Annotated in this window: 17 protein-coding genes; 4 read left to right on the top strand and 13 right to left on the bottom strand. The window is 34.6% G+C overall.

The features are described from left to right. Together IPN31_13960 and IPN31_13955 are read right to left on the bottom strand one after the other, a co-directional pair. Positions 1-579 (bottom strand): redoxin domain-containing protein, encoded by a 579-nt coding sequence (locus tag IPN31_13960; GenBank protein ID MBK8682980.1) that lies wholly within the window; start codon positions 577-579, stop codon positions 1-3. Next, entirely contained in the window at positions 569-1621 is a 1053-nt protein-coding gene (locus IPN31_13955; GenBank protein ID MBK8682979.1) for an agmatinase family protein, read from the bottom strand. Before IPN31_13955 ends, IPN31_13960 begins: the two co-directional genes overlap by 11 nt. 84 nt (positions 1622-1705) lie before the next feature. On the opposite strand from IPN31_13955, the gene IPN31_13950 reads away from it, so the two are divergent. Both IPN31_13950 and IPN31_13945 read left to right on the top strand, forming a co-directional pair. Then, positions 1706-2122 (top strand): hypothetical protein, encoded by a 417-nt coding sequence (locus tag IPN31_13950; GenBank protein ID MBK8682978.1) that lies wholly within the window; start codon positions 1706-1708, stop codon positions 2120-2122. An 11-nt stretch (positions 2123-2133) separates the two neighbouring features. Continuing rightward, entirely contained in the window at positions 2134-2628 is a 495-nt protein-coding gene (locus tag IPN31_13945) for an asparaginase (protein MBK8682977.1), read from the top strand. Positions 2629-3038: 410 nt separating this feature from the next. Here IPN31_13945 and IPN31_13940 read toward each other — a convergent pair whose 3' ends face one another. The 10 genes from IPN31_13940 to IPN31_13895 all read right to left on the bottom strand — a co-directional run bounded on the left by IPN31_13940 (position 3039) and on the right by IPN31_13895 (position 9514). Further along, positions 3039-3467 (bottom strand): hypothetical protein, encoded by a 429-nt coding sequence (locus IPN31_13940; protein ID MBK8682976.1) that lies wholly within the window; start codon positions 3465-3467, stop codon positions 3039-3041. A gap of 54 nt (positions 3468-3521) precedes the next feature. Continuing rightward, the gene (locus IPN31_13935; GenBank protein ID MBK8682975.1) at positions 3522-4733 is read right to left on the bottom strand and encodes a T9SS type A sorting domain-containing protein; all 1212 of its coding nucleotides are present in this window, start codon (positions 4731-4733) and stop codon (positions 3522-3524) included. After that, on the bottom strand, positions 4733-5131 hold the full coding sequence (locus IPN31_13930) for a hypothetical protein (GenBank protein MBK8682974.1): 399 nt from the start codon (positions 5129-5131) through the stop codon (positions 4733-4735). The genes IPN31_13935 and IPN31_13930 overlap by 1 nt, the downstream gene beginning before the upstream one ends. 181 nt (positions 5132-5312) lie before the next feature. Next, the gene (locus IPN31_13925) at positions 5313-5651 is read right to left on the bottom strand and encodes a response regulator (protein ID MBK8682973.1); all 339 of its coding nucleotides are present in this window, start codon (positions 5649-5651) and stop codon (positions 5313-5315) included. Further along, positions 5645-5806, bottom strand: a complete 162-nt coding sequence (locus tag IPN31_13920) for a hypothetical protein (GenBank protein ID MBK8682972.1) — start codon at positions 5804-5806, stop codon at positions 5645-5647. Before IPN31_13920 ends, IPN31_13925 begins: the two co-directional genes overlap by 7 nt. A gap of 24 nt (positions 5807-5830) precedes the next feature. Next, a complete protein-coding gene (locus IPN31_13915; protein ID MBK8682971.1) occupies positions 5831-6181 on the bottom strand; it encodes an Hpt domain-containing protein in 351 nt (116 codons plus the stop codon). 1 nt (position 6182) lies between these two features. Beyond that, the gene (locus IPN31_13910) at positions 6183-6584 is read right to left on the bottom strand and encodes a response regulator (GenBank protein ID MBK8682970.1); all 402 of its coding nucleotides are present in this window, start codon (positions 6582-6584) and stop codon (positions 6183-6185) included. Beyond that, entirely contained in the window at positions 6535-7512 is a 978-nt protein-coding gene (locus IPN31_13905; protein ID MBK8682969.1) for a hypothetical protein, read from the bottom strand. Before IPN31_13905 ends, IPN31_13910 begins: the two co-directional genes overlap by 50 nt. A 46-nt stretch (positions 7513-7558) precedes the next feature. After that, a complete protein-coding gene (locus IPN31_13900) occupies positions 7559-8311 on the bottom strand; it encodes an NRDE family protein (GenBank protein MBK8682968.1) in 753 nt (250 codons plus the stop codon). A 33-nt stretch (positions 8312-8344) separates the two neighbouring features. Further along, entirely contained in the window at positions 8345-9514 is a 1170-nt protein-coding gene (locus IPN31_13895; GenBank protein MBK8682967.1) for a class I SAM-dependent rRNA methyltransferase, read from the bottom strand. 50 nt (positions 9515-9564) lie between these two features. Here IPN31_13895 and IPN31_13890 point away from each other — a divergent pair, with 50 nt between their 5' ends. Then, complete coding sequence (locus IPN31_13890) at positions 9565-10410, top strand: UbiA family prenyltransferase (protein MBK8682966.1); 846 nt, start codon at positions 9565-9567, stop codon at positions 10408-10410. On the opposite strand, the gene IPN31_13885 is transcribed toward IPN31_13890, so the two are convergent. After that, positions 10407-10829: a hypothetical protein gene (locus IPN31_13885; protein ID MBK8682965.1), complete on the bottom strand. Its 423-nt coding sequence runs from the start codon at positions 10827-10829 to the stop codon at positions 10407-10409. The two genes, IPN31_13890 and IPN31_13885, sit on opposite strands and share 4 nt — an antisense overlap. Before the next feature lie 51 nt (positions 10830-10880). Between IPN31_13885 and bioB the strand changes: the two genes are divergently transcribed. Continuing rightward, entirely contained in the window at positions 10881-11858 is a 978-nt protein-coding gene (gene bioB, locus IPN31_13880; protein ID MBK8682964.1) for a biotin synthase BioB, read from the top strand. The last annotated feature ends 40 nt before the right edge of the window (positions 11859-11898 follow it).

Raw genomic sequence — 11898 nt, 5'->3', positions numbered from 1 at the left:
CTATTCAATAAAGCAACCAACCGCAGGCGCATGTGTAACAGCAACTTCTCTATCACTCAATAGTGCTTCAATCGCATCCATTAAATAAAATTCCGTAATCACTTCACGCTTTTGTCCGAGATCAACAGCCCAATTATCTATTGCACCGCTATAACGAACAGTACCTGTGCTATCCAATACAAATGTTTCAGGTGTGATAGTCGCATTTAAATAATTGGTAAGTTTTTTATCTCTGTCCAATAATAAAAATCCCTGCACATTATATAATGTTTTAAAAGAATCAATTTTCTGTTCTGAATAAAAATTGCCGGGAACGATTCCAACAAATAACACATCCATACCATCATACTTTTTTTGTAAGTCATTTAAATTTTTTGTGTAATTCTCACTCAATGGACATTCGGGTGAAAAAAAAGTAATTACCGAAACAGCATGTTTGTAAACGTATTCAAATTTAAATACGGTTTTATCTAAGGTAGATAATTCGATGTTGGATAATGATTCGTCCGTGCTTTTATTACAACTCCACATCAGAGTTAATAATAGAAAGGATAAAAATATGTTGTTGTTATTTGCCATTGCTTTTTAAAGTAAGATTACACATTTTTAAAAGTAAACGGGCTCCTACATTGCCATCCCATTCATCATTGCCCGGAGCCACTTCCACAAGATCAAAACCGATAATTGTTTTACCGGCATCTACAAGACTGCGCATCAGAAAAATTACTTCATCCATTTCAAATCCACCCGGAACCGGAGTACCTGTATTCGGACAAAGTTTTGGATCTAATCCATCAATATCAAAACTGATATATACTTGTTGAGGCAATGCATTTATTATTTCGTCGCATACATTTTTCCAACTGCCTCCTGCATGTATTTTATTTTTTATTTCGTGAAAATGAAATGCAGAAATTTTTTCTTTCTCTTTAGCAATGATATCTATTTCTGCCTGACAAACATCACGCAAACCCACTTGCACTAATTTTTTTAATTGTGGAATTTGCAATGCATTAAACATAATAGATGCATGCGAATAATTAAATCCTTCATACGCTTCCCGCAAATCGGCATGTGCATCAATATGTAATAATCCAAACTCGCCATAATGCTGTCCGCATGCCTGCATATAACCCAAAGGAGTGCTGTGATCGCCACCTAATAAGCCCACAATTTTTCCCTCTTTCAGCAGCGTAGTTGTTTGTTCAAAAATCCATTTCCGCAATCCTTCACATTCTGCATTAATTTCAGAAAGTGCGTCTTGCATATTTTCTGCATTTCCGGATTCAAGCAAGCGAATATATTCCGCAGCTTTACGACGTAGTGTTACATTTTTTTGATTCCATTCTGCCGGCGATTGCAACATAAATATTCCACGTTGCCAAGCATCGGGTAAATCATGATCATATAAATCAGTTTGTTTGGATGCTTCTAAAATAGCATCCGGACCTTTTGCTGAACCCGCTTTATAGGAGACAGTAACTTCCCAAGGAATGGGCAAAATAATCATCTCACTTTCTTCATAATTAAAAGGAAGTCCAAAGAGTTGACCATTGTCTGCACCAATTCCATTTACATCAAAGGATTCAATTTTTTTCTGTTTTGCTTCTGCATATTTCATGCATCAAAGATAAAAGGTATTGTAAAAAATATGTTGTTTAATCTTAAAGTTGCTAAGTTTGTTTTTGTGAATGAATAGTGTTCAATGATTTTAGAAGAAAGGAATATCATCAAGGCTATTGATAAGAAAAATTTTCCATTTATGATGGCGGGTATTTTTTTGTCTGTTACGTTTTTAGCGGTATTAATTGCGGCAGTTCTAGGTTTTGAGAATGATGTGTTATGGATGATAGGTGGTACTGAGTTGCTGATATATGTTATTGGCAATGCACTTTGCACTTTAGTAGTGAAGAATACTGGGCGTTATTTAAAACGTACTATGGTCGCTTATATCTCTCATCTTTTTTTAATGAGTGGTTTTATATGGCTGTTTACAGGTAATGGTTTTTCATTAAAAGAATCTGTTATACCTATTTATTTAGCATTGATATTTTGTTTTATAATGTCTTTAGCATTGGTTCTATTTATTCGTCAAATGTTGAGTATGCTTAAAGACCAGTAATTTTACACCCTATGAATATTACAATAATTGTTACCGGTGGTACATTCGATAAGGAATATGATGAGATACATGGAAATCTATATTTTAAGGATACACATTTAAATGAAATTTTGAAGTTAGGCAGATGTACTGTTCCGGTGAATACAAAAACATTGATGATGATAGATAGCTTATACATGAATGAAGCAGACAGAGAAAAAATTGCAACGGAATGTGCGATGTGTGATGATGATAAAATTGTAATTACGCATGGAACTGATACTATGGTAGAATCAGCAGAAGTACTTGCGGGAAAAAATATTGATAAAACTATTGTACTTACCGGCGCAATGATACCTTATAAGTTTGGCAGCTCTGATGGATTATTTAATATGGGTTGTGCTTTAGCTTTTGTGCAATCTTTACCACATGGCGTTTACGTTACCATGAACGGCAGATATTTTCTCTGGAATAATGTGCGCAAAAATCGGAAGACAGGATTTTTTGAGGAAATAAAAAATGTATAGAACTTATTGGCGAACAAGGAAAAAGTTTCGGGTTTCGGGTTTTATGTTTCGAGTTCCAGGTTTCAAGTTAAAAAATTCGGTCATCATTAATTAAAGGTATTTTTTTGGCCATTGGCTTTTTAATATAAATAACTCATAATGAAAAAATTACTTATTACGAATTGTCCATTCATTCTACTTTCCTAATTCTTCATTCTTAATTTTCTATTCACTTCCACTCACCATTCACTAAAAACATTTGCATTTCTAAAAATAAAACTCTACACTTGTAAATCCAATCATCTTAAAAACTAACTACCATGAGTAATTTTATACTTAACAAAGTTTTCAAAAACACGCAACTCGATACTCGAAAAATTCTTCGAGTATTTAATACTCTTTCTGATATTTAAAGCGGGCAATGTGCATGGTCAACAATATATGATGAAGATGTAATTTGAAATTATGAATACTTCAATAAAATATAAAGCATTTACCTCCGCAACGTCCCCAAGCTGCGCAAGGGAGACGATGCGAGAACGGAAAAAAACTTCTGCTTCTTCAATTTCCTGCACACCCACCCCAGCAAGCTGGTAACTAAATAAATTTTGCCAGTTTACGCCGCCATCAGTTGTTTTCCATAAGCCGCTTGAGCCTGTTCCAGCATATACAGTATTTATGTTCGATGGTTCTGCCCATACAGCTATTATTTTACCCTGCTTTGATTCTTCATATTCATAAGGGCCAAGCAATTGCCAGTCAGAACTTAAAGTCGGTGAGGCTGTGCAGGGTAATTCCTGTGCGGATATATTAAAAATATAAAATAGACAGGAAGCTAAAAGAGTAATTGAATTTTTCATATTGATAAAAATTATGGTGAAATAATGAATTGCGTATTGAATAAAATGGCGGATTTATCTGAAATTGAAATGATATACATGCCGGCAGAGAGGATCAGCAACATTAATTTTTACTTCTTCAAAAATATAAAGTGATGAATCATACATTTTTCTGCCGGACAAATCCTGTATTACAATATAAAATTGGCTTTCTTTAGCATTACTTATTATTGTAATTTCATCACTCGCAGGGTTTGGATAAATTTCAAATAGATTTTGCTCTGTTATTTCAGGTTCAGTTATTTCTACGGTTGTTAAATCAAAAGCAATTAACCAGGCATCGGTTTCAAAGTAGAAATTTCTTTCATACCCGCACTCAATATCAAAGTCTGGGAATGAATCAGGGATGGTATTTTTAATAAAGGCATATAACATATTATCCTTCAAAAGTATGTCGCCATTAAAACTGCCACATGCCAAATCGCCACAGTTATCACTGCCGCCAAAGTTTTTGCTCCATAATGTATTGAAGTTGCTATCGGTAGCAAACAGCCAGTAATCCAACTCTTCTCCATTGTTATAATTATCAGGCAAGTCATAATCAGGCGATGCGCTTGCACCTATAAAGTAAAAATTTCCACTTGTCTTATCTTCAATCACCCGTGCAAAACCTTCGAATTCACTACCTCCCCATTGCTTATAAAAGGTTAAATCAAGATTGGCATTAAAAATTGCCATCGCTCCCTCATCGGAATCGTGTTCAGGGGAAGTAGGATATAATTCAGAATCCGGATCTCCCTGTCCAACGATTAAAAAGCCATCATTATAAGTCATTACTGTAGGGCCGGTATAAGTATATAAATCTGTATCCCCCGACATAAAACTTTCGTCCACAATATTGCCGAGGCTGTCTAATTTTACGATCCAACGCTTGTCGCCGCTGATACCGCTATCTGCCAAATCATAATCATTGCTGTGAGCACCTATATTAATGATGTAATAACCCCGCTCGTTTTCAATGATATCACCCAACGGTCCATCATCCCCGCTGCCACCCAGCACTTTCAACCAAATTATTTCACCAGCACTATCTATTTTAATTACAATCGCATCATCATCTCCCGCACCACCCGGATAATGAAATGGGATGTCTCCACCGGCGGCACTGCTGCGGCCGGTGAGTAAAAAGCCGCCATCTTGTGTTGGAAGCAACCCCTCAATCACATCTGTGCCGGGACCGCCAAAAGACTTTTGCCAAAGTTGATTACCAATGTTATCGGTTTTCATTAAACCAATGTCCAAAAACCATTATTCTCCCCACAATCTATTTCAGTAGCACCACCATAAATATATGATTCATCGTTAAGTTGAAATATTTTATTTGCAGTAAACTGGCAATCATAATATCCTGAAAATTTTTGCCATTCAATTTCAAGATCGGAATTAAATTTTATAATCCAACCATTTGAATATGGTATCCCAGTTAAATCTCCATTGGTTGAAGAAGTTAAGATACTGGCTAAAATTCCCCCATCTGTGGTATGAATAGCATCAGAAAAAAAATCATTGGCACTTCCTCCATAACACCTCTGCCATGCTATCTCCGGCCCTGTGGGTACTTGTGCATTAATATTAAAAGCAATTGCAAATAAAAAGGTGGTGATATAATATTTTGCTTTTTGCATAGTAGAAAGAATTGGAGAGTAAGGTAGGGATTTTTTGTTAAATAAAAAAGAATAAAATACTGTTTGTTAAAATGATAGAGATCGGAATGCAGAATTGTAGAACTGGAGAATTGTAGAACTGAAAAGTGTAATTGTATAACCGTGTAATAGTGGAACTGTTTAGTTGAAAAAAAGTTTGAGGTCAATTTTTCAAAAACCCAATGGAAAGGGCCACTATTAAAATTAATCCCCAGATTAAAACTCTGTTTAATGTTCTGTATTTCTCCAGATTTTTTATTACTGATCGGTGTTTAAATAATCTCTCAATTGTATTTTCTACATGAATAAAACTGGTTGCATTTTTTACAATATAATCATAAGCACCTTCCCGCATACACTCCACTGCAATATCAATTTTATCCTGTCCGGAAATCATAATCACTTCTGTATCCGGATAATTTTTTTTGATATGTCCTAAAATTTCCATACCGCTGCGGGCCTGCTTATCTACTGCATCCAGATGGTAATCGAGAATTACAATTCCCGGTTTTTATCCATATTGTCGTTGCATTGTTCACCGGTTTTATAAGTATAAATTTCAAAAAACGGGAAATCTGTTTTTAAATGATCTTCCATCATTTGTGCATGCATGGGTTCGTCGTCAACTATAAATACAATTTCTTTTGTGTTACGCATGATAAAATATTTTTTTTAAAATTATTAAAATTTTTGAATGGCGTTTTGTAATTGTTCCACTGCAATTTTACAAGTTCTGTCTAACTCTTCAATCATCATTGCAATGACTTCCGGTTTTTTTTGCTCTGCTGCATATTCTTCAATACGCAAAACCGTTTCTTTCACCGAATCAATTCCCATATAACTCAACTGCGGTTTTAATGAATGTGCTACCGTGCGCAATTGATCCCAATTGGAATTATTATGCAATACCCGCATTTGATGAATAGCATCCGGTGCACTTGATATAAACATGCCGATATATTTTTTCATTTTAGATGTATCGCCACGAGTAAAGGATTCCAGGAAACTGAGATTGATAACTTGTTCACTCATTTTAAATTCGATGTATTGATTTAGAAATTTTTTCAATTAATTCTTCAGCAGTAAATGGTTTTCCAACAAAAGCATTCATGCCGCTTTCATAACATTTATCTACTTCTGCTTTTATCACACTTGCCGTCATTGCAATAATAGGAATTGAATTAATAGCAGCATCATTATTACTGCGAATAAGCCGGGTTGCTTCATATCCATCCATTACCGGCATTTGAATATCCATTAGCACAATGTCGTATTTATTATTTAATATTTTTTCTACTGCTACTTTTCCATTTTCTGCCACATCCACGGTTACATTTTCAATAAGTTCTTCCAGCGTATCCACTGCCACCATTTGATTAAATTCATTATCCTCTACCAATAATATTTTCAGATTTGCAAGTGCTGCAGTATCCACTGTTTTCTTTTCGGTGAAAGTATATCCGGTTTTTATCAGAGATTCCGAAATGCAGTGTAAAAGAAAAATCAGAACCTTTACCTAACTCACTTGTAACATTAATATTTCCATTTTGTAATTCCACTAAACGCTTGCTGATAGAAAGTCCTAAACCTGTTCCGCCAAATCTTCTGGTAGTGCTGGAAGTTTCCTGAGTGAAAATATTAAAGATATAATTCAACTTATTTGCAGCTATGCCAATTCCGGTATCAATCACATTAAATTGCAGCGTAACCTCATCTTCACTTTTATCAATACTGCTTACCCGAATTGTTATGCCGCCCTTCTCAGTAAATTTAATTGCATTGCTTGTCAGATTCATTATTATCTGATTCAATCTGTAGGGATCTCCAATTATAATTGCCGGCACATTGTCATCAATTTCATAATCCAGATGAATTGATTTTTCTTCTGCATTTAAGCGGAAAGTAGTTACCACAGTTTCTAATTCTTCTTTGATATTAAAATCAATTTTCTCAAAATTTATTTTACCTGCTTCAATTTTTGAGAGGTCGAGAATATCATTGATAATCACCAATAAATTATCTGAAGAATGTTTTATGGAGTTGAGATATTTAAGCTGATCTTGTTTTGGTTCTTTCTCCAACAATAATCTTGTTAATCCAACAATTGCATTTAAGGGAGTGCGGATTTCATGACTCATATTGGCAAGAAATTGTTCCTTTGCTTTTTCGGAATTCTCTGCCCGTTCTTTTTCCTCTTCTAATTCCTTTGTTTTTTCCTTTACTTTTTCCCGCAACCATTTTTGAATACGGCTGGATTGTGTGATACGTCTTTGGGTAAAAAAATAAATTATAAAGGCCAACACCACCATCAGCAATAGGTCGTAAATCCAAGTATCCTTTGTGGCTAAAAGTAAAATATACATTGTATGGAGGAGAGTCGGCATACTTATTAAAAGGCTAAAGATATTTTTATTTTATGGTAAACTTAAACTGTTGAAAATCCGCAGGCACAAAGCTTTTTTCTATAAAATTTACTTGTTGATTTTTGTCAATTCTTAAATAACTGGTTAATCGTGTTCCGTAATTTTCCGTTTCAATAAACATTGCAGAAAGTTTTTTTTCTAACTCGGGAGGAACACCGGTGTTTGGAAGTGTATTTTCTGCTGCCAAATTTTTATCTGAGAGTAAATCAATCATTGTATTTTCTGTGAATACATTTTTATCGAGTAATTGTTTAAAGGCTTCTTTGCTTTGTTGAGTTTTTGGCCAGGGTGTATCTAAAAATGCATTGCTTAATCCGTAAACGCCCGGAGTAATTTCTTCCCAGCGATTGCCTTTATTAGCGTAGTAAAATAACTGTTCCGTATCGCCATAAATCAAATTAAAACCATTGTATTCAGAACCGTGATTTTTTAAATATTCGTGAAATGTATCCAAAGAAATTTCTTCATTTAAAAACATCGGAATCAGTTCACCTCTTGATTGCACATTTTCTTTTATATGTTGTGGATCCCGGTAATTCGTGAGCGCAGCAAATTTTCCTTCTTTTGTAATACCCATCCAGGTGCCGCCATCTTTTAAATCTCTGCCGGCAAGTATGTTCGGTTTGTCTTCCCACCAATGCAAAGATTCTGTTGGTCTATTATAAAATTCATCTCTGTTGGCAACAACTATCAATGGATAATCGGTATGATATTTAAAAGCAAAATTTATTAAACACATCTTGAATTGCTAAAATTTTTATTTGATATCAATTTATAAAACCTGTACAACATATCCTTTCAGATAATTAGTTTCTTCCACACCCCATATAATAGGATGGTCTTTAGATTGTGTAAGATATTGCACCTGCCTGATTGTTTTGCCTGCATCCATTGCCGCATCATATAATACCTCATAAAATAATTCAGGCTTCATAAAATGCGAACAGGAAAATGTAAGTAAAAAGCCACCGGGTTTCACCAATTTCATTCCACGCAAATTAATTTCTTTATACCCTTTAATTGCAGAGTCCAATCCTTTTCTGTTTTTTGTAAAAGCAGGAGGATCCAAAATCACTACATCATATTGTTTACCTTCTTTCACCCAGACAGGTAGTGCATCAAATACATTAATAGTTTCAAAACTGATATTTTCAAAATTATTTAATGCAGCATTTTTTTTTGCCAATGTAATTGCATCTTCGGAAGCATCAATTGCATGCACATGTTTTGCACCGAAATGCGCCGCAAATAATGCAAAGGAACCAGTATATGTAAAACAATCTAAAACTTCTGCATCTTTTACAATATGTTGTAAGGCAAGTCTGTTTTCTTTTTGATCTAAAAAAAATCCGGTCTTTTGACTGTCGAGTAAATTCACATGAAATTGTACACCGTTTTCCTGAATAGTAAATTTTGTTTCGCAAGGCGGAGATAAAAATCCAACCACTTCTTCTAATCCTTCTAATTTTCTTATAGGCACATCATTGCGTTCAATTACTCCCACAGCTCCTAAATCCTCCATCAAAATTTTTGCAATATCATCTTTCCATTTATCGATACCTGCAGCCAATGATTGGATTACATACACATCTTTAAATTTATCAATCACCAATCCGGGTAAGCTGTCTGCTTCACCAAATACTAATCTGTAATTTTCTGTATAGCCTAATTTTTCTCTATACGATTTGCATTTCAACAATGCATTTTTGAAAAATTGATAATCAATTTGTTCCTCAGGATTGCGGGTAAGTATTCTGCAATTAATTCTTGAATTCAAATTAATATATCCACGACCGATAAATCTATTTTTAAAATTATAAATCTCAGCCACATCTCCCGGAGTGGGATCGCCTGTTATTTTTTCTACTTCATTAAAAAAAATCCATGGATGTCCTTGTTCAACTCGTAATCCTTTTCCTTTACCTAAATAAACTCTAATCACTAACTTGTAAATTTGAGCGCAAGTTATCGTTTTCTGTGAAGAGTTTTTTTGTGAAATATATACAAGCAATTTTCTACTCCAATATATTTATTGCGATATGTGGTATTGCTTTTTATCGCCGTGGTTTAATCTTATATCAAAATGAAGAACATGCGTTAATTGTAAGTTTCTTTGTTTTTACTTCTACACTTTTCACCTATTTATTTATTCGCCTTGCATCTATGGATCGCATTAAAATGTATAAAAGCAGTGGACGAAGAAATTTTTTAGTTAATGTAACTAATGGATTAATTATTCTTACTGTGTTGAGTGCAATCGCTACCGGTATTTTATTTTTCGCATTACCAAAATTTATTCAATATGTGTTGATAGTGCCCGGAGTAATTTCAATATTGTATGGATTGCCTGTGTTTAAAAAAAATGGTACATGGAAAAAGTTGCGGGATGTAGGCGTAACTAAAATTTTTATGATTGCTTTTGTATGGGCATTTACCGGAGCAATTCTTCCTGCAATGAGAGATTTAAACTGGGAAATAAACTGGTGGTTATTCGCAGCCGATTTCGTATTTATTTTTGCTATCACTATTCCATTTGATATAAAAGATCTGGAATCAGATGCTTTGCATAATGTGAAAACAATTCCTTTTTATATTGGTAAAGAACTTTCCTATTCACTTGCATTTGTGCTTCTATTTATTGCGGGAGTTTGTTATGCATTTGCAGCGCAGAATTTAAGTGTAAATGTGTTGCCGCCCTTAACTATTGCGGTAATAATTACAGGAATATTATTATATGCAACACGTTACAGCAAAAAAAACTTAATTTATTTCGGATGGATAGATGGCACTATACTATTGCAATATCTTCTATTATTAAGTTATCAGTTATTGCATTAAATACAATCGCAGGGATTTGGGTTTTGCAATTCCAGATGTGTAATCCGATTGCCTTCATCGCCGGATTCTAATATAAATGTTATCTGCTTTCCTTTTGATGTTTCTCCAGATAAAGAATATTTGCTGTTGTGGCAGTTGGAAAAATCACAACTATTATAATCCACATTTGAAACTGCAAATAATGTTTTTAATTCTTCTGTATCCATTCCTTCGCATTGCATCACACAAACTACGTTATCGGATAATTGAATATCATTTTGCTGTAAATCGGCCAGCACTTTTTCATCAAGTGCTTCTTTGGAAATTGCTGAAGTTTCTTTAGCCTGATTGTTTCTATAAATGGTACCACCCAGAAATAATCCACCTACCACAAGAAGAAAAATCAATTGTTTTTTATCTATATGTTCAATAATTCCCATTGCTCGTTTTTACAAAGTTAGTCAAGTGCTTAACTTTACCCAAAATCTATTATGCAAGAGATACGGAATAACTGGACAAAAGAAGAAATTTCAGAAATATATTATATGCCTTTGCTGGAGTTAATGTACAAAGCATCCACCATGCAAAGACAGTATCATGCAACAGGAGAAGTGCAGGTGTGTACATTGCTTTCTATAAAGACAGGAGGATGTCCTGAAGATTGTGCTTACTGCCCGCAAGCTGCCCGTTATAATACAGATGTTGAAGTACAAAAATTATTGGAATACGATGAAGTAATTACAAAAGCATTGATTGCAAAAGAGAGCGGAGCAACCAGATTTTGTATGGGTGCTGCATGGCGCAATGTGCGGGATAACAGTGATTTTGATAAAGTACTTGGAATGGTGAAAGGTGTGAGTACTATTGGAATGGAAGTATGTTGCACTTTAGGTATGCTCACTGAAACACAAGCACAAAAATTAAAGGAAGCAGGATTATATGCATACAATCATAATTTAGATACCAGTGAAGAACATTATGATGAAATAATTTCTACACGCACTTATGCAGATAGATTAAAAACAATTGAAAATGTAAGTAAAGCTGATATTTCTGTTTGCAGTGGTGGCATTATCGGATTGGGCGAATCAGAAGAAGATCGTATTGCAATGTTGCATGTGCTTTCCACTATGCACAAACATCCTGAAAGTGTACCGGTAAATGCATTAGTTCCTGTTGCGGGAACACCATTAGAAAACCAACCTCGTGTGAGTGTTTGGGAAATGGTGCGCATGATAGCAACAGCAAGAATTATTATGCCGAAAGCAATGGTGCGTTTAAGTGCAGGACGCAATCAAATGTCAACAGTAGAACAAGCCATGTGTTTTATGGCAGGAGCCAATTCAATTTTTGCCGGCGAGAAATTATTAACAACACCCAATCCTGATTTTGATGCCGACAAAGCAATGTTCGAACTGTTAGGTTTAAAACCTCGTGTTGCATTTAAAGAAGAAGTTGCTGTGGAGTAATGGAATGGTATTTTCTAAAAAAATTTCCTTTATAAAAAAC

Source organism: Bacteroidota bacterium, from assembly GCA_016715425.1.
Taxonomy (GTDB): Bacteria; Bacteroidota; Bacteroidia; order Chitinophagales; family BACL12; genus JADKAC01.
Note: the sequence above shows the minus strand (reverse complement) of the source record. Positions and strands in the feature narration are given on the sequence as shown.